Source organism: Leisingera sp. JC11 (genome assembly GCF_040704725.1).
Classification (GTDB): Bacteria; Pseudomonadota; Alphaproteobacteria; order Rhodobacterales; family Rhodobacteraceae; genus Leisingera.
In genome coordinates, this window is the sequence record NZ_JBFCVS010000001.1 from 80,144 (window position 1) to 100,323 (window position 20,180).

Genomic DNA, 20,180 nt, shown 5'->3' on the forward strand with positions numbered 1-20,180 from the left:
CCTGCCCGCCTATAGTCTGATCAAAGAGGAGGAGCGCCGATGGTACCGCAGGACCTGATTTCCGATGTTGCGGCATTTGTCCGGGAGCAAGGCGCCCTGGACACCGGCTGCGAAACCGGCGTGGGCGGGCTTTTTGCCTTTTGCAGCGAGAAGCGGACTGAATTTCAGGCGATGATCTATGAGCCGGTGATGTGCCTGGTCCTGCAAGGCGCCAAGGAGGCGCAGCTGGAGGACCGAACGGTCCGCTACGGCGCCGGCAAATCGCTGATCGTCAGCCATGCCTTGCCGGTGTCGGCCGGGGTGATCGATGCTTCGCCGGACAAACCCTATGTCTCGCTGGCGCTGCAGCTGGATCTGGCGATGGTGCGCAGCCTCTATGACGAGATCGGCACCCTGCCGGATGCAGGGCGGTCCTCTCATTCGATGAGCGTGGCGGACGGCGATGCCGCTTTGTTCGATGCGGTCGGGCGGCTGTTCCGGCTGGCGCAGGACCCGGTGGAGGTGCAGGCGCTGGCGCCCCTGGTGCTGAAGGAGATCCATTTCCGCCTGCTGCGCGCCCAGCACGGCGGGATGCTACGCCAGTTGCTGCTGCACGAAAGTCCGGCAAGCCGGATCACCAAGGCGATTGCCCTGATCCGTGAACAGTACAAGTCCCCCCTGCCGGTGGCCGATCTGGCCGCGGAGGCAGGCATGAGCCAGTCCACCTTTCACGAGCACTTCAAGGCGCTGACCTCCACCACGCCGCTGCAATACCAAAAGGAGCTGCGGCTGATGGAGGCGCGCCGCCTGCTGCTGGGCGGCGGCAAGTCGGTGGCTTCGGCGGCCTACGATGTCGGTTATGAAAGCCCGACCCAGTTCAGCCGGGAATACGTGCGGAAATTCGGGGTTCCGCCGCGGCACGAGAAACTGCCGTCTTTGCCGGCCGCCGACTAGACCGCTCTGGCAAGGGCCGCGCTTTACATGGTCGCGGCTCCTCTGACCTACGCCCCGAAGCCCGGAAAACGTTGCCCTGCCTGGAGCTGCCGCGTCTGCCAGAGGCTGGCGTTTCCGCCGCCGGAGTGGTTTGCTGCACGTGCCGCCGTGCAACCTGGAAACCGCTGTGTAGAGGCCATGCTGAAGAACAGGGAAACCACAGAAATTCTGGTCTTGGTCACACCGCATTTCAACCTCGCGGCGACGATGGCGTTTCTGGACCCGTTCCGGGCCGCGAACTATCTGGCCGGGAAGCAGCTGTTCCAATGGCATATCGCCAGCGAGGCCGGGGCGCTCTGCCGGGCCAGCAATGGCCTGGAAATTGCCACCCAGCCGCTGGAAACGCTGAAGCAAACGCAGCCCGATATCGTTGCCGTTTCCAGCAGCTGGACGCCCGAGGCCTTCTCCAGCGAACCTTTGCTGTCCGCGATACGGAAACACGCGCGGACGGGCAGCTATATTGCCGGGCTCGATACAGCCGCCTTCATCCTGGCCGAGGCAGGCCTGTTGCGGGGTCGGCGGGCGACCGTTCACTATGAGCACATCGATGCCTTCGGGGAAAAATACCCGCAAACCGAGGTCAGCGAGGATCTGTTTCTGCACGAAGGCAGTACCGGAACCTGTTGCGGCGGCTCTGCCGCGGGAGAATTCGCCTTGTTCCTGCTGCACGGGATCGTTGGCGGCGCGCTGACAAACGACTGTGCGAAATATCTGTTCTACCAGAATCTGCGCGGCCCCGGCGCGCATCAGACCGACGCCCAGCTTGAGCCCCTGGGGAATACCGCCCCGCCCAAGGTCCGGGAAGCCATCGCGATCATGGAACGCCATCTGGAAACGCTGATCAGCATTCCCGATCTGTGCAGGCTGGCTGGGGTGTCGCAGCGGCAGCTGAACCGGCTGTTCCAGGAATACGTGCGGACAAGCCCGCAGCTGTACTACCGCGACATCCGGCTGGACCGGTCGCGCGGGCTGGTCACCCAGACGGAGCTGCCGATCTCCGAGATTGCCCAGGCCTGCGGCTTTCCCAGCCATGTGCACTTTGCGCGCGCTTACAAGCAGCGGTTCGGGCTGCCGCCAAGGCAAGACCGGATCGAGGGAAGAGTGCCCTTTGAATTCCGGGCCTGGCCCATGTACCGGCCATCAAAAGCCCCGCAGAATGGCGAATGAAGTTCAATTGACGGCGATTTGAGTTCCGTACGGGTGCCGGTTTTTCGCCGAACATATCTTTGACGCCCTCAACAGGCAGGCAAAGGAGTGTTCGGCGTGACAGACCTACCGACCAAGGCCCAGTTCGCAACCATCGCTGACGGCTATTCCGCCGATGCGGGCAATTCGCAATCGCTGAAGGCTGATGCCTACGTTCAGCGGGAATGGTTTGCCGCCGATCAGCGCGAAATCATTGCCAAGTCCTGGCAATGGGTCTGCCACGTGGAGAAGCTGCGCGACCCCGGGTCCTATGTCACCATTGATATTGCGGGCCAGCCGGTTGCCGTGGTCCGGGACCGCGAGGGCGTGCTGCGCGCTTTTTACAACGTCTGCAAGCACCGCGCGCATGAGCTGCTGAACGGCGAAGGCAGCACCACCCGCATCATGTGCCCCTATCATGCCTGGGTCTACAAGCTGAACGGCCAGCTGGTGCGGGCGCCGGAAACCGAACATCTGGAGAATTTCAGCACCGGTGACATCTGCCTGGATCAGGTGCAGGCCGAGGAGTTCGCGGGCTTTGTCTACGTCAACCTGGATCCAACCGCCGCGCCGCTCAGAGAGCAGTCCGGCAATCTGGAAACCGAAATCCGCCATTGGGCGCCGGATATCGATCAGCTGACCTTCGGCCACCGGCTGACCTATGACATCAAGTCGAACTGGAAGAACGTCGTCGACAACTTCCTGGAATGCTACCACTGCCCGACCGCGCACAAGGATTTCTGCGATCTGGTGGACATGGACACCTACAAGGTGACCACGCACGGGATTTACTCCAGCCACATGGCGGATGCGGGGAAATCCGCGAACACGGCCTATGACGTGTCCAATGCCACCGTGCGCACCCATGCGGTCTGGTGGCTGTGGCCGACCACCTGCCTGATGCGCTATCCGGGGCGGTCCAGCATGATTGTCCTGAACATCATTCCCGTCGGGCCGGACCGGACGCTGGAGACCTATGATTTCTTCCTGGAAACGCCGCAACCCGACGCGGGCGAACTGGACGCCATCCGCTACCTGGATGAGGTGCTGCAGGTCGAGGACATCAATCTGGTGGAAAGCGTCCAGCGCGGCATGAATACGCCAGCCTTCACCCAGGGGCGCATCGTCAACGACCCCACAGGGTCGGGCAAATCAGAGCACGCGGTGCACCATTTCCACGGGCTGGTGCTGGAGGCATATGCCGGGGCCGCGGGATGACGCAGCCTAATATCGTTGTCATCATGGCCGACCAGCTGGCGCCGCATTGGACCGGCGCCTATGGCCACCCGGTGGCGAAGACCCCGCATATCGACGCGCTGGCGGCGCGCGGCATGCGGTTTGATGCGGCCTACTGCAACTCGCCGCTGTGCGCGCCGTCGCGCTTCGCCTTCATGTCCGGGCAGCTGATCAGCCGCATTGCCGCCTATGACAACGCCAGCGAATTCCGCGCCTCGGTCCCGACCTTTGCCCATTATCTGAAGGCGCTGGGATACCGCACCTGCCTGTCCGGCAAGATGCATTTTGTCGGCCCGGACCAGAAGCACGGGTTTCAGGACCGGGTGACCACCGACATCTACCCGGCCGATTTTGCCTGGACCCCGGATTGGGAGGCGCCGGATGAGCGCATCGGCAAGTGGTATCACAACATGGAAACGGTCAAGGAAAGCGGTGTCGCGGTTGCCACCTACCAGACCGATTACGATGACGAAGTCGGATTTGCCGCGCGCCGCTGGCTGATCGACCGGGGCCGCGCGCGGGCGGCGGGGGAGGAGACGCCGTTCTGCCTGGTGGCCAGCTTCATCCATCCGCACGACCCCTATGTCGCCAAACCCGAGTGGTGGGATCTTTATGAGGGTGAAGAGATCCCGATGCCCGAATATGTGCCTGGCTTTGAGGAACAGGACCCTTTCTCGCGCCGTGTCATGGACGGAATTGAAGCCAGTGTTGTCCCCCTGAGCGAGGAGGAAGTGCGCCGCGCCCGCCGCGCCTATCTGGCCAATGTCAGCTATTTCGACAGCAAGGTGGGTGAAATCGTCAAAGCCATCGACGGCATCGGCGCGCGTGAGGACACGATCATCATCGTCACCGCCGACCACGGCGACATGCTGGGCGAGCGCGGGCTGTGGTACAAGATGAACTTCTTTGAGCACTCCGCCCGGGTGCCGCTGGTGATGGCAGGGCCGGGCATCGCGCAGGGCACAGCCGCCAATGCCTGCTCGCTGATCGACCTGCTGCCCACGTTCGTGGACATCGCCGGCGGCGATGCGGCGATCCTGGGTGAACCGGTGGACGGCCGGTCGCTGCTGCCGCTGGCCCGCGGTGACGCGGACCCGGCGGATGAAGCGATCGGCGAATACTGCGCCGAGATGACCCCCTGCCCCGTTTTCATGATCCGGCGCGGGAGCCTCAAGTACATTCACTGCGACGCCGATCCGCCGCAGCTTTATGATCTGGCCAAGGATCCGCTGGAGACCAGAAACCTTGCCACCGATCCGGCCTATGCGGAGGCCGCCGCCGGTTTTGCGGCGGAGGCCGGCAGACGCTGGAACAGCGAGGAGCTGCGCCGCAACATCATTGCCACCCAGAAATCCCGCCGCATCCTGCATGCCGCAATGGAGGCCGGAGCCGGAGAGCATTGGGATTACAACCCGCCCTCCGACGCCAGCCAGCAGTATGTGCGCAACCACATGGACTGGACCGTTGCGGCTGAGCATTACCGTTTGAACCCGGGGAACACAGATGACAGGAAAACTTGAAGGCAAAACCGCATTGGTCACCGGCGGCCGCGGCGGCATCGGGCGCGCAATTGTTGCGCGGTTTCTGCGCGAAGGCGCGCGGGTTTATGCGGCAGACCTGACCCCGCAGGGATCATTAGCGGCGCATGACGAGGACGGCAGCATTTTCGTCAGGCTGGATGTCACCCAGGAGGCCGATGCCACTGCCGCGATGGAGCAGGTGAAATCAGATTCCGGAAGACTGGACATTCTGGTCAACGCCGCCGGGATCGAGATTGAAAAGACCATCGAGGACACCACGCTGGAGGACTGGAACCGCAGCTTTGCGGTGAACTGCACCGGCACCTTCCTGGCGTCGAAATACGCGCTGCCATTGCTGCGCGCCGCGGCCAAATCGGGCAGCAGCGCCAGCATCATCAACTTCGGCTCCTACGACGGGTTCATCGCCGATCCCGGTCTTGCCGCCTATTGCGCGACCAAGGGCGCGGTGCATGCGCTGACCCGGGCGATGGCCTGCGACCACGGCCCCGAGGGCATCCGCGTCAACGCCATCTGCCCCGGTTATATCGACACGCCGATGCTGCAAAGCTTCTTCACCGGCGACGGCTCGGGCGGCGGTGGCAAGACGATTGACCAGCTGCAGCAGGCGGTGCGCGATGTCCATCCGATGCGTACCTACGGGACCCCGGAGGATATCGCCAACCTGGTCAACTGGCTGGCCTCGGACGAGGCGCGTTATGCCTCTGGCCAGCTGTGGGTGCTGGACGGCGGATTGTCTGCCCAGGTGCAGCAAATGAAGCTCTGAGGACGCAGCCATGGCCAAGCAGAAATCCGTCATCATCACCTGCGCCCCGACCGGCGGGATCCATACCCCGACCATGTCCGAGCATCTGCCCATCACGCCCGGCGAGATCGCCGCGGCCTCGATCGAGGCGGCGGAGGCGGGAGCGTCGATCATCCACCTGCATGCGCGCGACCCGGAAACCGGCAAGCCCGATCCGGACCCGGATCTGTTCATGGACTTCCTGCCGCGGATCAAGCAGGCGACCGATGCGGTGATGAATGTCTCCACCGGCGGCGGGCTGGGCATGACCCGCGAGGAGCGCCTGCGCGCCGCCACCCGCGCCTCGCCCGAGATGGCCAGCATGAACATCGGCTCGATGAACTTTGGCATCTTCCCGATGAAGGACAAGTATTCAAACTGGAAACACGCTTGGGAGCCGGAATTCCTGGAGATGACCCGCGACTTCATCTTCCGCAACACATTTGCGGATATCGAGTACTGCCTGAAGGAACTGGGTCAGGGCCACGGCACCAGGTTCGAGTTCGAATGCTATGACCTGGGCCACCTCTACAACCTCGCCTGGATCCGCGACCAGGGCTGGATCGACGGCCCGATCTTCGTGCAGATGGTGTTTGGCATCCTGGGCGGCGTCGGGGCCGATCTGGACAACCTGATGCATATGCACACCATCGCCAACAAGCTGTTCGGCGACGATTATGAATGGTCGGTTCTGGCGGCCGGGCGCCACCAGATGCCCTTCACCACCCAAAGCGCCCTGCTGGGCGGCAATGTCCGCGTCGGGATGGAGGACAGCCTGTATATCGGGCCCGGGGAAAAAGCCGTGTCCAGCGCGCAGCAGGTCAGGAAGATCCGCAGCATCATCGAAAACCTGGGCCACAAGGTTGCCACCCCGGCAGAGGCGCGCGCGCGCCTGGGCCTGAAGGGCGGCGATCAGGTCGCATTCTAAGGGGGAGAGACCATGCAGACTAAGATGCTGATCAACGGCGAACTGGTTGCCGGTGACGGAGCGGCGCTGCCGGTCACCGATCCGGCCACCGGGACTGAGATCACCCAAGTGCGTGAAGCCAGCCCGGAACAGGTGGAAGCCGCGGTGCGGTCCTCCGAGGAGGCATTCGGGAGTTTTTCGCGCAGAACGCCGGCGGAACGGTCGGCCCTGCTGCTGGCAATTGCGGACTGCCTGGAGGCACATCAGGATGAGCTGGCCGGGCTTGAAAGCCTGAATGCCGGCAAGCCCTGGCCCTCTGCCCGCGACGACGAGATGCCGCTGACCATCGACACGTTCCGCTTCTTCGCCGGCGCGGCGCGCACCATGACCGGTTCCGCCGCGGGGGAATATGTGGCAGGCCACACCAGCATGATCCGCCGCGATCCGGTGGGGCCGGTGGCCGCCATTGCACCCTGGAACTACCCGCTGATGATGGCGGCCTGGAAACTGGCGGCGCCGATCGCGGCGGGCTGCACCGTGGTCCTGAAACCCTCGGAACTGACGCCGCTGTCCACCCTGCGTATGGCGGAGCTGCTGAACGGGATCCTGCCGAAGGGCGTGCTGAACGTGATCCACGGCACCGGGCCGGGTGTCGGCGATCAGCTGATCAACAGCCCCCAGATGGAGGCCATCACCGTGACCGGCAGCCCGGCCACCGGCATGGCGGCGATGCGCGCGGCGGGCAATCAGATCCGCCATGTGCATCTGGAACTGGGCGGCAAGGCCCCGGTGATCGTCTTTGACGATGCCGATATCGAGGCGGTTGCCGAAACCATCCGCTACGGCAGTTTCTTCAATGCGGGCCAGGACTGCGCCCAGCCCTGCCGGGTGCTGGCGCAGGAGGGTGTCTACGACAGGCTGGTCGCGGCGATAGAGGCGCAGGTCAGCCGGATCCGCACCGGTGCGCAAAAGGCCGAGGGCACGGAAATGGGACCGGTAATCTCAGCCGCTCAGCGCGACCGTGTGGCCGGGTTTGTCGACCGCGCCCGCGCGGCTTGCGAGGTTGTGGCCGGCGGCACGGCAGAAGAAGGCGCAGGCTATTTCTACCGCCCCACTGTGCTGGCCAATGTCAGCAACGATGCCGAGGTTGCAACCAGCGAGGTCTTCGGCCCCGTCGTTTCCATCTCCCGTTTCAGCGAGGCCGAAGACGCCCTGCGCATCGCCAACAGCGGGCGCTACGGGCTGGCGTCGTCGGTCTGGACCGCCAAGGTCGGGCGCGCGATGGAAATGACCAGCCGCCTGCGCTATGGCTTTACCTGGGTCAACACCCACGGCATCGCCACACCGGAGATGCCCTGGGCGGCGATGAAAGGCTCCGGCACCGGCTGCGACATGAGCGTCTATGCGCTCGATGCGTACACCTCGGTCCGGCATGTGATGGTGGCGCACTGATGCGGCTTGCAGGGAAAACAGCACTGGTCACCGGCGGCCGTCAGGGGATCGGCCGCGGCATTGCCGACGCGTTCCTGACTGAGGGCGCAACTGTCATCACCTGCGGCCGCGGCGGCCGGCCCGAGGGGCTGCCGGATGCCGTTGCCTGGCACAGCGTCGATGTCGCGGATGTTCAGCAGGTGGCAGAGCTGGCACAGGCTGCCGGAACCATAGACGTTCTGGTCAACAACGCGGGTGTCCAGGTCGAGAAAACCGTCGTGGACAGCACCGACGCCGACTGGGAGCTGGTCATGGGCGTGAACTGCCGGGGCGTGTTCAACATGTGCCGGGCGTTCATTCCGGTCCTGTCCAAGGGCGCGTCGATCATCAACATCGGTTCCATCTCAGGCAACACCGCGGATCCCTCCATGGCGCTTTACAACGCATCCAAGGCCTTTGTGCACGGGCTGACGCGCTCCATTGCGGTGGACCACGGCCCCGATGTCCGCTGCAATGCGATCTGCCCGGGCTGGATCGAAACCGGCATGCTGGAGGCAGGATTTGAGCTCGCGGACGATCCGCAGGCCGCGCGCCGGGACGCGCTGGCCCGCCATGCGGCGCACCGGTTCGGCCAGCCTGCCGATATTGCCGCCATGGCGGTCTGGCTGGCCTCGGACGAGGCCGGGTTCGCCACCGGGCAGCTGTTCACCATTGACGGCGGCATGACCGCTGCGTCACCAATCAACACCGGGTTGTTCTAATCGAAACGGGGCTGTTCTGATGGCAGATATCACACATACCGCAGTGCTGGGCGCCGGCACTATCGGCGCCAGCTGGACTGCGCTGTTCCTGGCCTCCGGCCGGTCGGTTGCGGTCTACGACCCGGCGGAAGGCGCGCAGGACACGGTGCGCGCCTATATTGACCAAGCCTGGCAGACCATGGGCGCGCTGGGGCTGACCGCGCGCGGCAACCCGGACCGCGTCACCTTCGTGCGCTCGGCGCGGGAGGCTGTTGAAGGCGCTGGTTTCATTCAGGAAAACGTGCCTGAACGGCTGCCGGTCAAACATGCCCTCTTTGCGGAAATCGAACCCGCGGTTGCGCCGGATGCGATCGTGGCCAGCTCGGCCTCCGGGCTGACGCTGGGCCAGATGCAGGCCGGGTGGGAAAACCCCGGCCGCTTCATTCTGGGCCACCCCTTCAATCCTCCCCACCTGATCCCCCTGGTCGAGGTGATGGGAAACGGGCTGACCGATCCGGGCGCGGTGCCGGCGGCGGAGCAATTCTACAAGGACATCGGCAAAGTCACGATCCGGGTGAACAAGGAAGTCCCCGGCCATGTTGCCAACCGGCTTCAAGCCGCCGTCTGGCGCGAGGCGATCCATCTGGTGCTGTCCGGCGTGGCCAGCGTTGGCGATGTCGACAAGGCGATGTCCGCGGGTCCCGGGCTGCGATGGGCGGTGATGGGGCCGACAACACTCTTCAGCCTGGGGGCCGGATCGGGCGGGCTGGCGGCTTTCTGCGAGCATTTCGCTGATACCTTCAACGGCTGGTGGGATGATCTCGGGTCGCCGAAACTCACCCCTGAAGTCTCCGAAATCCTTGTAAACGGCCTTGCCGAAGCGAAGGGAGACATGTCTGTCGAGGAACTTGCAGCCCAGCGCGACGCGAAAATAGTGAAGCTGCAAAGGGCCCTGGCAGACATGGAAAAGGAACAGGAATAAGCAAAGGAACGGCGGCAACGGCCGCTGTTCCAGCCGATCAGGAATGCAGTGATCTGGAGTTGCGGGCCGCCCCCTCTTGCCGGCCCGCGCCGGTCAGCGCGGCGTTCCTGCCATCCCCGATGCCTCTTTCATGAGAGCCCCGAGTTTCCTTGATCAGCCCCGCGATGGCATCGCATTTTTCGCCGCAAGCGGCGATCTGTAACGTGCTGCAAGACGGCCGCGCCGGTTCCCGGCCGGGCAGCCCCCCTACCAGTAGTAGGGAACCCCGAAGTGATCATGCGCCCGGGTTTCATACTGGCGGTCCCGCTCCCAGCCGCGGGGCCGTTCAGGTGCATTCTGCAGTTGTTCAGGGGTGATATCGGTCACGTAGCCGTCCAGCCCTGCGTCATAGCTGAGACTGTTCCAGGGGATGGCTTGCTCCTCTGCTCCCATCCCCAGGAAGCCGCCGAAGGTCATGACAGCATAGGCGACCTTGCCCGAATGCTGGTCGATCATCAGATGGCCGATGTCGCCCACCTGTTCGTGATTGCGGTTGTAAACCTTGGCCCCTGTCACGTCCTGGGACGCGACAAGGGCAGCTTGCGAATCCGGCTGAGCCGTCTTCATCTGGCAGTCCTCCTCATTAACAATGTGCAATGGCACTCACCGCACAGTTTTCAACTCGTTACAGAGACCGAGCCTGCCACCCTCCGCGTCAGGCGTCATTCATCTATGACATAGCCGGGGTTTGCGGTGCCGAAGGGCGGCGCTTTTCCGCCGGGCGCGGCAGGCCGCAGCGGGAACTTTCTGCCGCGTCACGCGTTTCTGCCCCGCCTGATGAACCCGTGCTAACCTGAAAGGCCCGGCATGCCGCAACCCTCCGCTCCGCCTGCCCGCCCCGGGAAACCGCCGCAAGCGCCGTCACCGCCCGGCGATTTCGCCTGGGCAGTTCCCATCATGCGGGCCGGCTACGCCGGGCGCGGACTGGTCTACCTTCTGGTGGCCTCCCTCTCGCTCTGGTCAATCTGGCAGGGCGGCGACGCCAAGGGCACCGAGGAGGCAATGGGACGCCTGCAGGGCGGCGCCGGCATTGCTGTTCTGGTTCTGATCGCCCTTGGCATGTTCGCCTACGCAGCCTGGCGCGCCGTGGACTGCATCTGGGATCTCGAAGACTACGGAAGCGATCTCAAGGGCCTGACTGCGCGGGCCGGCATGATCACCACCGGCCTGATCCATCTTGGCCTCGGGGTGCTGGCAATCACCGTGATGTTCGGGCGCGCCAATGACACAGGCGGGTCGCAGATGATCGGCCGCCTGCTTGCCGCGCCCGGCGGCCAGGCCATTGCCGCCGTTGCAGGCGGGCTTACGGTCATTGCGGGCGGCTATTATCTGCACAAGGCCTGGACCGAAGGATACCGCAGCCACCTGAAGGGCAACCCGGCCACCGTGCATCTGAACTTGGCCCTGAAGGCCGGCGTGGCGGCACATGGCATTGCGATCGGAATCATCGGCCTGCTGATGGCGCAGGCGGCGTTCCTTGCCTCGCGCAGCCAGGCGGGCGGCCTAGGCACCGCCTTTGACTGGCTGCAGGACAAAACATACGGCCAGATACTGGTCACCCTGCTGTGCCTTGGGCTGCTGGCCTTTGCCCTGGTGTGTTTTGTGAACGCGGCCTGGCGCATCGTGCCAAAGGCAGATGACCGGGGCATCCGGTCCCTCAGCGATATGCTGAACGCGCCGCAGCCGCGGGGGTGAGACGGCGGCTTCAGACCGTGTCCGGCAAATCCACCGTGCCGCGCATCAGCACAAAGCCCTCGCCCGCGACCCGCACCCCTTCGATGGCGCCCGCCGGGCCGACCCGCGCCACCCGCGCCTGGCCGGGGCGGCCCATGCTGTGGCCCTGCTCGGCGGTGAATTCCGCCTTGTCCGTAAGCCCGTGCTTCCACAGGTACGACGCCATCGCGCCGGTGGCGGAGCCGGTGAAGGGATCCTCCGGCGGGCTCGGCGGCGCCATCAGGAGGCGCGAGAAGGTGTCGCCCGCCTCCGTTGCCCCCTCCAGCGTCACCAGAAACGGCTCCATCATGTCGATGCCGTCGGCGCCCAGCGACTTGCCCAATGCGGCCAGCGCCTCCAGGTTCAGCTCCGCCGCCTCCAGCGCCGCGCGGTCGCGCAGCACGGTGACGCAGAACGGCAGCCCGGTGGAGACCTTCTGCGGCTGCCCCACGATCGCCTCCACAGGCAGCGACACCGCCGCCGCCACCAGCGCCGGATCGGCAACGGGGCCGAACTCCGGCGCAATCTGGGTCATCTCGATCAGATCGCCATCGAGCCGCACCGGCACGATCCCGGCACCGGTTTCCAAAGAGATGCTATCGCCCGCGATCAGCCCGCGGTCCCGCATCGCCGCCACTGTCGCAATGGTCGGATGGCCGGCAAAGGGGATCTCCCGGCTGGCCAGGAAATAGCGCACCTTGACGTCCGCCACCTCCGACGGGCCGGTGAAGGTGCATTCCACCAGCGAGGTCTCCCGCACGTAGGCGGTGCAGACCTCCACCGGCAGATGCGCGCCGTCATGCACCACCGCACAGCCATTGCCGCCAAATGCATGGGAAGAAAACGCATCCACCCAGTCGAAATTCAGAAGGCTCATTGATTCTTTCCTTTTCCGGCCTCTTTGCCGCGCCCATTCCCAAGCGGTGCCTGCAAGCGGCGCTCCACCACCTCTTCGAAGGCCTCAACCGGCATTGCGAAACTGCTGGCAAAGGCCTGCCGCCAGCCCATACCCTGCCCGAGCTTGTGCCAGTATTCAAATACCGCCGCCCTGCTGTGCTCCTCGGCCAGCAGCCGCACGGCAAAATGCGCCAGCGGGTAGTTGTCTGCATCGAATGCCACCTCCGACAGGCGCATCTCCTGCAAACTGCGGGAGGATCCCTTTGCTTCCCGGCGCAGCTCTCCGAGAGACGCCCTGGGTTCATCCAGCACCTCGAAGGCATACTCCTCCTGCACCATCTCGGCGGCGCCCTCGACCAGCCACAGGGGATGGGCCAGGGACCAATTCGCCTGGTTCGGCTTCAGCATGCCGAACTCGCCCGAAACTTCCGCCTGCCAAAGATGCATGTACTCATGCGCCAACACGGGGCCAAGCCAGCGGTATGACGCCTCCAGCCATTCCGCATCGTATTTTTCCACCTTCTCCCAGCAGAGAATGAAGAGGCCGGGAAACGCCCGTCCCGCATATCCGCCTTCAATGGAGCAGACCTCATCTATAACTGCTGAAAAATCTATTGGCGGCAGCCCCAGGTCCTCCAGCATGTAGCGGGTTTGCAGCGCCAGGCTGCTGCGGTCTTCCCCCGCCGCGATGCCGGGCCGCGACGCCATCGGCATCTTCAGGCTGTTGTGGAAGAAGTTCCGAACCTTCCGGTAGTTCACCATCAACGCGGTGCGCGCCATACCTTGCTGCGCGTGAATGACCGGGCGCTGATCGTTCGGCATGTGCCGCGCCAGTTGCGGGCGCAGGGTGGCCAGTTCCCGGCACCAGTGCACGGCACTTCGCTGCGAAAGCCCCGGCAGGCGGCCCAGACGTCCGGGCAGCCGGTCCCCCTGGTTGCCGGTCATCTTTTTCCAGGCCTGCCAATGCTGGTAGGTGACCCGGTCACTCTCCGCTCCCGGATCATACCCCAGCTCCGCCAGCTGCTTCTGCACGCAGGCGACAAACGGGTCCGCCGCAGCCGGGACGGCCGCCAGGGCCAGTCCCGCCGCCAGCATAAGCCGCCGCAGCCCCCCGCCAGCCCTCAAGACTGCCTCCGCCGCATCTTGGAAATATAGGCGCGCGCGGTGCCGGGGCGCTTGCGCAGCTCCATCACCTGCGCCTCGAACTCACCCATGCGGATGCCAAAGGCGCCCTCGAACGCCTGATCCCAGTTCTGGCCGGCGCCGAGCCGCCGCCAGAAGGTGAACAGCGCCTCCTCGCCGCTGATCCGGGTCAGGATATGCACCGCGTAATGGGCAAAGTCATAATCGCCGCCGGTGCGGACCGTCTTATGCGCCCGCATGCCGTTCAGGCTCTTCTTCGACTCCAGCGACATCTCGTGCAGCTCCGCCAGCCCCGGTGCGCGCAGCCGCAGGGCCCTTTTGCCGAACCGCGCCGCCACCACTTCGGCGCTGCCCTCCACCAGCCAGGCCGGCCCCATGCGGGCGCGCAGCGAGCCGCCGTTGAACCCTTCGGCGCGGGCGCCGCCCAGTTCCGCCTGCACCAGGTGCATGTACTCATGCGCCATCATCATCCCCAGCCACTTGCGCGACCGCTTGAGCCAGGCGCCGTCCGCCTGATGCGGGTTGTCCCAGCAGATGTACATGAACTTGAGATAGGCCGCGCCCGCGACGCCAAAGGGCTTGTTGCAATGGGCCGCGATGGAGGCGTCCGGGTTGAACCGCGCGCTGGACATATCCCTCAGCAGGCGGCGCACATAGCCCTGCACGTCCTTGGTACTGCCCGCCGCCGCAATACCGATATGCCCGGCCAGCACGATGCCGTATTCCCGGTCCATGAAACGCAGCACCTTGCCGTAGGCCTGGCGGATGCCTTTTTCCACGTTGGGCGTGTCCGCCAGGATCCGCACCGGCGCCGCCGACGGCATATGCCGCTCCAGGCCGTTCTTCAGCGCCGGCAGCTCCCGGCACCAGTGGATCGCGGTTTTCGGGGCCAGCGGCGGCAGCGCGGCCAGCGGCCCGGCGCCCGCCTTTGCCTGACGCATCGCCTGCCAGGCGCCCCTGGTCTGCGGCGTCAGCTGCCCGTCAGGCCGGCCGGGGGCATAGCCCAGATCCGTCAGCTGCTGCTGCACGCATGTCACGAAAGGGTCAGCATTTGCGGGGGCGGCCAGGGCTGACAGCCCAAGCGCCAGCCCCAGCGCCTGAATCAGCGGACGGAAACTGCGGATCATCCAATGCCTCTCTTGCAATATCAGCGGTTCAAAACAAATCAGGCCCCCAAGATGGGAGCCTGTCTGCTGAAATATCAAGCGTTTCCCGGCAGATGCGCCGGAACCTGTGGCAGGATCAATGCACCGCGACCGGCGTCATGTCGTTCTGCCGCGCCAGCACAAAGGCCAGCTGCCGGTCGGCCACCAGCGCCAGCTGGCCGCCCTCGGCGTCGTGCACCGCATAAAGCTGCTCACGCCCGCCGGCGCTCTTCTGCACCTCCTTGGGAAGATCTGCCACCGCAACCGCCTTCACATAGACGGTCCGGTCGCCGGCATCCTTGAAGTCAAACGGTGTATGCATTGCTCTTACCCCTTTCTGATACTGATTGTCTGAACCACGGTTTCCGGGCGCGCGCGGGTCAGATCCACATGCAGCAGCCCGTTTTCCATCACCGCCTCGCCCACTTCGACGCCATCGGCCAGCACGAACATGCGCTGGAACTGGCGCGCCGCGATGCCGCGGTGCAGGAACACCCGGCCCTCGCTGTCGTCGCGCTGGCGGCCGCGGATCACCAGCTGGCGGTCCTCGACGGTGATCGCCAGATCCTCTTCGGCGAAACCGGCCACGGCCAGGGTGATGCGGTAGGAATGATCGGAAGTCTGTTCGATATTATAGGGGGGATAGCCCTCGTTGCCCGACTTGGCCGAGCGTTCCAGGAGGCGTTCCAGCTGCTCGAACCCCAGCATATGCGGGTAAGAGCCCAAGGTTAGTTTCGACACGCTGTTCGTCCTTTATGCCAAAGCGACGGATATCCGCGGCCCCGCTTCCGGCAGCCGCTTCCCGAAGAATATGGGAAGTTCTTTCTGGTTTCACAAGACCATGTGCCCATAGGTCTAGCGGAAAAGCCCTTAACGAAGTATCTTCACCCTCACTTCATTCATCAGCCGAATTGAGTCGCCCATGAACGCACCTACAGATGTGTCGATGAAGACAGATGAGGTTTTGAAGGTCGAGTTAGAGGTTTTCCGCAGGCAGCACCGTGATCTGGACGAGGCAATCAGCGCGCTGGAAGAGCGCGGCACCGCCGATCAGCTGACGATCCGCCGCCTGAAGAAGCAGAAACTGATCCTGAAAGACAAGATCGCCCTGATCGAAGACCGGCTGACCCCGGACATCATCGCCTGACCCCGCGCCGGGCTGCCGGCGCGCCAGCCGGTGCCACAGCCGCACGGGCGAAAGCTGCAGAACGCGGCGGTTTCACTTGATTAAACAGGGGCTCCCGCCCCCTTCTCCGCGCAGGCAAGCTGCGCCGCGAGGCGTCGGGCCTGGCAGCGCGCCCGGCGGCGCACTGCGGTCGTGCTATGCGGCTGTGTCAGAGATCCTTGCACAGCCGCAGCGCGTCATAGACGGCGGCGTGGATATTGCGCCCCGCCACCGCGTCGCCTGCGCGGGCCAGCCAGAATTCCCCTGCGGGGTTCGCCTTTGCAAAGGGACTGCGCCCGGCAATCATTTTCTGATGGTCCAGCTGCCCCAGATTGCGCGATTTGGGCTTCAGCACGTGGTACAAGTCCTCCGCCGGCGTGATTCCGTGCTCAGAGACCACATGGTCCGCGAGCCGCTCCTGCACCTCTCCGGTCAGCACATGGCGCAGGGTCACGCGCTTGCGGCTGCCCTCGGCAGCAACGGACACGGGTTCCAGCAGGCTCTCGAACGCCACCCCCTGCCGCGCCAGATCGCGCAGGACCACGGCAGAATTGGTCGGCCCCAGATCATGCCCCGCCATCCGGTCCGGCGTGGCCAGCGTGACCGCGCAGCCCATCCGTGCCATCACATCCGCACAGACCAGCGCCGCATGGTCGCCAACTTCGTCCAGCAGCAGCACCTCGCCCGACACCCGCGCCTCGCCGGACAGCACCTCCCAGCTGGAGGTCACCAGATGCCCGCCCGGAATATCCAGCGGCTCCGGCCAGCCGCCGGTGGCCACGATCACCGCATCCGGGGCCTCCGCCAGCACATCCTCCGCCTCGGCATAAGCATTGAGGCGCACATCCACGCCCAGCCGCTCCACCTCGGAGATCAGCCAGTCCGCCACGCCCCAGATCTGCCGCCGGGTCATGCCCTTGGCCGCCAGCGCAATCTGACCGCCAAGCCTGCTGCCGGCCTCAAACAGCACCACCTGATGGCCGCGCTCCGCCGCCACGCGCGCCGCCTCCAGCCCGGCCGGACCGCCGCCGGCAACCACCACCTTGCGCCGCACCTCCGCGGGTGCAATCACATGCGGCATCACCGCCTCGCGCCCTGTTGCCGCGTTATGACCGCAAACCGCGGGCTTGCCCTGATTGACCCGGTCGACGCAATAGCCCAGCGCCACGCAAGGCCGGATGCGCTCCTCCTCGCCCCGGCGCAGCTTCTGCACCAGATAAGGGTCGGCCATATGCGCCCGGGTCATGCCGATCATGTCGGCCCGGCCCTCGCGGATGGCATGGCGGGCGGTGGCAACATCCGCCACCCCGCCGGCATGGAACACCGGCAGCTCCACCGCCGCGCGGATCGCGCCCGCCACATTCAGATCCGGCGCCGCCGGCATCCCCATCGGTGCCACCCAGCCGGCCAGCCCCAGATCGTCATAGGGCGCGCCTGCCAGCACATTCAGGAAGTCCACCGCGCCGGTGGCGGCAATCTTCTGCGCTGCCTCTATACAGTCCGCCACGCTGAGGCCGCCCTCCGCCAGCTCATCGCCGGTCACCCGCATCCCCAGGATCAGATCCGGCCCCACCGTCTCGCGCACCGCCTCCAGCACCTGCAGCGTCAGCCGCAGCCGGTTATCCAATGAGCCGCCGTAATCATCCTGCCTTGTGTTCACCAGCGGCGACAGGAACTGCCCCAGCAGATGCGAGTGCGACAGGATCTCGATGCCGTCGAACCCGCCCTCCCGGCAGCGTTCCGCCGCCGCGGCGAAGTCGCTGATAATGCGGGAGATATCCTCCATCTCCATCACTTTCGGGAAGGCGCGGTGCGCCCGCTCCCGCCGCCCGGACGGCCCCAGCACCGGCAGCCAGTGCCCGTCGTCCCAGGCGGTGCGCCGGCCCATATGGGTGATCTGGCACATCACCGCCGCGCCATGGCTGCGCACGCCTTCGGTCAGCTCCCGGAACCACGGGATGATGCTGTCATCGCCCGCATAAAGCTGCCCGAAGACCGAGGGGCTGTCCGGCGCGATATTGGTCGAGCCGCCGATCATCGTCAGCGCAATGCCGCCCTTCGCCTTCTCCTCGTGATAGAGCCGGTAACGGTCGCGCGGATGGCCGCCTTCCTGGAACGAGGGCGCGTGCGCCGTGCTCATGATCCGGTTGCGCAGGGTCAGGTGGCGCAACTGCAAGGGCTGGAGGAGCGGGTCGGTCTGCTGGCTCATGGGAAGGCTTTCCGGGCAAAATTTCCCCGCCAGCACAGCTGCCCGCCCGCCACTTGGCTTGCAGAAAACCGGCATCCCCCCGGCCCTGTTGCGACACCCTGTCCGCAGGCACAGAAAACCCTTCCTGACCGGATGGTCAAAGCGGTCTTTTCCGTTTAGGAGCACTGCAATTTTGCCCGCACCCCCGGCAGCAGCCCGGCCCGGGCCTGAGCGAAGACCCAAGATACGAGCGAGAAGAATGACCGCCACCAGCGACCATACACCGGTGCCCGCCGCCCCGAGCGCCGACTACAAATTCACCCCGAAACAGGCGCTGGTCGGCGCCCAGATGCTGTTTGTCGCCTTCGGCGCGCTGGTGCTGGTGCCGCTGCTGACAGGGCTAGACCCCAGCGTCGCGCTGTTCACAGCGGGCCTTGGCACGCTGATCTTTCAGATCGTGACCCGCGGCCAGGTGCCGGTGTTCCTCGCCTCCTCCTTTGCCTTCATCGCGCCCATCATCTACGGCGTGCAGACCTGGGGCATGGCCGCCACCACCGGCGGTCTTGCCGCGGCCGGCCTGCTGTATGTCGCGCTCTCCTTTGCCATCCGCGCCTTCGGCGCCGGCTTCCTGCACCGGCTGCTGCCGCCGGTGGTGGTCGGCCCCGTCATCATGGTGATCGGCCTGTCGCTGGCGCCGGTTGCGGTCAACATGGCCACCGGCCTGGCGGGCGACACCCAGGTGATGCCGCGCAACATCGCGCTCTTGCTCGCCGCGATCTCGCTCGGCGCCACCATGCTGACGGCGATCCTCGGCCGCGGCATCATGCGGGTGGTGCCGATCCTCGCAGGCGTCGCCGCCGGCTACATCGCCGCGCTGGTGCTGGGCGCCGTCTCTGGCGAGGCGCTGGTCAACACCGCCCCGCTGGTGGACGCGCCCTGGTTCAAGGTCCCCGGCTTTGTCGCGCCGGAATTCAACCTCGCTGCCATCCTGTTCATCCTGCCGGTCGCCATCGCCCCCGCGATCGAACACTTCGGCGACATCATGGCGATCTCCAGCGTGACCAAGCGCGACTACATGGAGAAGCCCGGCATCCAGAACACCATGCTGGGCGACGGCCTCGCCACCGCCGCCGCGGGCCTGCTCGGCGGGCCGCCCAACACCACCTATTCCGAGGTCACCGGCGCCGTCACTCTGACCCGCGCCTTCAACCCGGCGATCATGACCTGGGCGGCAATCTTTGCCATTGCGCTCTCCTTTGCGGGCAAACTGTCCGGTGCGCTGTCGACCATCCCGATGCCGGTGATGGGCGGCATCATGATCCTGCTCTTCGGCATGGTCACCGTGGTCGGCCTGTCGGTGCTTGCCAAACTGGGCGAGGCGCTGTCGGAGGCCCGCAACATGGTGATCATCTCCACCGTGCTGATCATCGGCCTCGGCGGCCTGACGCTGCAATTCGGCGAAGGCTTCACCCTCGCAGGCATCGGCCTGTCGGGCGTTGCGGGGCTCCTGCTGAACCTGATCCTGCCGCAGCAGCGGAACTGATCCCGAAAAGACGCGGGGCCGCTGCAAAGGCGGCTCCGCTCAACGCTCCTCCGGCCTCAAGTGCCGGATGCGCGCCACATGCGCGGCAATATCCTCGCGTGTGAACTTCGAATGCACCCGGCGGGTTGACGCCGGGTGGTTCCCCAGCCCCAGCTTCAGCGCCTCCCGCCAGGCCCGCTTGGGCCGGATCGGCCGCGGCGCAAAGCCGCCGCCGCAGGTCGGGCAGACATTGTGCAGCACCCGCTCCACGCAGTCCGCGCAATAGGTGCACTCATAGCTGCAGATCCGCGCCTCCGCAGCCTCCGGCGGCAGATCCTTGTCGCACAGCTCGCAATTGGGGCGCAGTTCCAGCATCCTATCCTCCCTGATCCAGCCGCCACACTGCCCCCCTTCCCCGTGTCCCGCAAGCCCCGCCACCGGCGCCCGCGCGGCGCCAGGCCCAACCGCGGGGGCGGTGCAGCCCCGCTGCATCCCCGCGCGGGCGGGAGCCGCCCCCTGCGGCATAGCGCCAAAGCCTCTGAATCCGCGCATATCCCGCGGTTTTCCCGCCCAAGCCGGATTGCGCAAAACCC

At 65.5% G+C, this 20,180-nt stretch carries 20 protein-coding genes; 12 read left to right on the forward strand and 8 right to left on the reverse strand.

Features of this window, described 5'->3' with window-relative positions; genetic code table 11:
* Window positions 1-39 precede the first annotated feature (39 nt).
* The 9 genes from AB1A62_RS00425 to AB1A62_RS00465 all read left to right on the forward strand — a co-directional run bounded on the left by AB1A62_RS00425 (window position 40) and on the right by AB1A62_RS00465 (window position 9,775).
* Window positions 40-933 carry an AraC family transcriptional regulator gene (locus tag AB1A62_RS00425; RefSeq protein ID WP_366659121.1) on the forward strand — a complete coding sequence of 298 codons (894 nt, stop codon included), beginning with the start codon at window positions 40-42 and terminating at the stop codon, window positions 931-933.
* Between the two features lie 177 nt (window positions 934-1,110).
* On the forward strand, window positions 1,111-2,139 hold the full coding sequence (locus AB1A62_RS00430) for a GlxA family transcriptional regulator (protein WP_366659122.1): 1,029 nt from the start codon (window positions 1,111-1,113) through the stop codon (window positions 2,137-2,139).
* Window positions 2,140-2,235: 96 nt separating this feature from the next.
* Entirely contained in the window at window positions 2,236-3,375 is a 1,140-nt protein-coding gene (locus tag AB1A62_RS00435; RefSeq protein WP_366659124.1) for a ring-hydroxylating oxygenase subunit alpha, read from the forward strand.
* A complete protein-coding gene (gene betC / locus AB1A62_RS00440) occupies window positions 3,372-4,913 on the forward strand; it encodes a choline-sulfatase (protein WP_366659125.1) in 1,542 nt (513 codons plus the stop codon). Before AB1A62_RS00435 ends, betC begins: the two co-directional genes overlap by 4 nt.
* Window positions 4,897-5,697: an SDR family oxidoreductase gene (locus tag AB1A62_RS00445; RefSeq protein ID WP_366659126.1), complete on the forward strand. Its 801-nt coding sequence runs from the start codon at window positions 4,897-4,899 to the stop codon at window positions 5,695-5,697. Before betC ends, AB1A62_RS00445 begins: the two co-directional genes overlap by 17 nt.
* Before the next feature lie 10 nt (window positions 5,698-5,707).
* Window positions 5,708-6,643, forward strand: a complete 936-nt coding sequence (locus AB1A62_RS00450; RefSeq protein ID WP_366659127.1) for a 3-keto-5-aminohexanoate cleavage protein — start codon at window positions 5,708-5,710, stop codon at window positions 6,641-6,643.
* A gap of 12 nt (window positions 6,644-6,655) precedes the next feature.
* Window positions 6,656-8,074 (forward strand): aminobutyraldehyde dehydrogenase, encoded by a 1,419-nt coding sequence (locus AB1A62_RS00455; protein ID WP_366659128.1) that lies wholly within the window; start codon window positions 6,656-6,658, stop codon window positions 8,072-8,074.
* Entirely contained in the window at window positions 8,074-8,814 is a 741-nt protein-coding gene (locus AB1A62_RS00460; RefSeq protein ID WP_366659130.1) for an SDR family oxidoreductase, read from the forward strand. Before AB1A62_RS00455 ends, AB1A62_RS00460 begins: the two co-directional genes overlap by 1 nt.
* Before the next feature lie 19 nt (window positions 8,815-8,833).
* Window positions 8,834-9,775, forward strand: a complete 942-nt coding sequence (locus AB1A62_RS00465) for a 3-hydroxyacyl-CoA dehydrogenase NAD-binding domain-containing protein (protein ID WP_366659132.1) — start codon at window positions 8,834-8,836, stop codon at window positions 9,773-9,775.
* A 246-nt stretch (window positions 9,776-10,021) separates the two neighbouring features.
* On the opposite strand, the gene AB1A62_RS00470 is transcribed toward AB1A62_RS00465, so the two are convergent.
* A complete protein-coding gene (locus AB1A62_RS00470; RefSeq protein WP_366659133.1) occupies window positions 10,022-10,381 on the reverse strand; it encodes a PRC-barrel domain-containing protein in 360 nt (119 codons plus the stop codon).
* 330 nt (window positions 10,382-10,711) lie between these two features.
* On the opposite strand from AB1A62_RS00470, the gene AB1A62_RS00475 reads away from it, so the two are divergent.
* The gene (locus tag AB1A62_RS00475) at window positions 10,712-11,509 is read left to right on the forward strand and encodes a DUF1206 domain-containing protein (protein WP_366659134.1); all 798 of its coding nucleotides are present in this window, start codon (window positions 10,712-10,714) and stop codon (window positions 11,507-11,509) included.
* A 10-nt stretch (window positions 11,510-11,519) separates the two neighbouring features.
* On the opposite strand, the gene AB1A62_RS00480 is transcribed toward AB1A62_RS00475, so the two are convergent.
* From AB1A62_RS00480 to AB1A62_RS00500, 5 genes are all read right to left on the reverse strand, one after another.
* The gene (locus tag AB1A62_RS00480) at window positions 11,520-12,404 is read right to left on the reverse strand and encodes a PhzF family phenazine biosynthesis protein (protein ID WP_366659135.1); all 885 of its coding nucleotides are present in this window, start codon (window positions 12,402-12,404) and stop codon (window positions 11,520-11,522) included.
* Window positions 12,401-13,549, reverse strand: a complete 1,149-nt coding sequence (locus AB1A62_RS00485; protein WP_366659136.1) for a hypothetical protein — start codon at window positions 13,547-13,549, stop codon at window positions 12,401-12,403. The genes AB1A62_RS00480 and AB1A62_RS00485 overlap by 4 nt, the downstream gene beginning before the upstream one ends.
* Entirely contained in the window at window positions 13,546-14,694 is a 1,149-nt protein-coding gene (locus AB1A62_RS00490; protein WP_366659137.1) for a hypothetical protein, read from the reverse strand. Before AB1A62_RS00490 ends, AB1A62_RS00485 begins: the two co-directional genes overlap by 4 nt.
* Window positions 14,695-14,809: 115 nt before the next feature.
* The gene (locus tag AB1A62_RS00495) at window positions 14,810-15,034 is read right to left on the reverse strand and encodes a DUF1150 family protein (protein ID WP_366659138.1); all 225 of its coding nucleotides are present in this window, start codon (window positions 15,032-15,034) and stop codon (window positions 14,810-14,812) included.
* 5 nt (window positions 15,035-15,039) lie between these two features.
* Entirely contained in the window at window positions 15,040-15,453 is a 414-nt protein-coding gene (locus AB1A62_RS00500; RefSeq protein ID WP_019298576.1) for an Hsp20 family protein, read from the reverse strand.
* Between the two features lie 181 nt (window positions 15,454-15,634).
* Here AB1A62_RS00500 and AB1A62_RS00505 point away from each other — a divergent pair, with 181 nt between their 5' ends.
* A complete protein-coding gene (locus AB1A62_RS00505) occupies window positions 15,635-15,859 on the forward strand; it encodes a DUF465 domain-containing protein (RefSeq protein ID WP_174148795.1) in 225 nt (74 codons plus the stop codon).
* 187 nt (window positions 15,860-16,046) lie between these two features.
* Here AB1A62_RS00505 and AB1A62_RS00510 read toward each other — a convergent pair whose 3' ends face one another.
* Window positions 16,047-18,086 (reverse strand): FAD-dependent oxidoreductase, encoded by a 2,040-nt coding sequence (locus AB1A62_RS00510; protein ID WP_366659141.1) that lies wholly within the window; start codon window positions 18,084-18,086, stop codon window positions 16,047-16,049.
* A gap of 238 nt (window positions 18,087-18,324) precedes the next feature.
* On the opposite strand from AB1A62_RS00510, the gene AB1A62_RS00515 reads away from it, so the two are divergent.
* Window positions 18,325-19,608, forward strand: coding sequence for a uracil-xanthine permease family protein (locus tag AB1A62_RS00515; protein WP_366659142.1), 1,284 nt, complete (start codon window positions 18,325-18,327; stop codon window positions 19,606-19,608).
* Window positions 19,609-19,647: 39 nt separating this feature from the next.
* On the opposite strand, the gene AB1A62_RS00520 is transcribed toward AB1A62_RS00515, so the two are convergent.
* Window positions 19,648-19,962 carry a DUF1272 domain-containing protein gene (locus tag AB1A62_RS00520; protein ID WP_366659144.1) on the reverse strand — a complete coding sequence of 105 codons (315 nt, stop codon included), beginning with the start codon at window positions 19,960-19,962 and terminating at the stop codon, window positions 19,648-19,650.
* Between the last annotated feature and the right edge of the window lie 218 nt (window positions 19,963-20,180).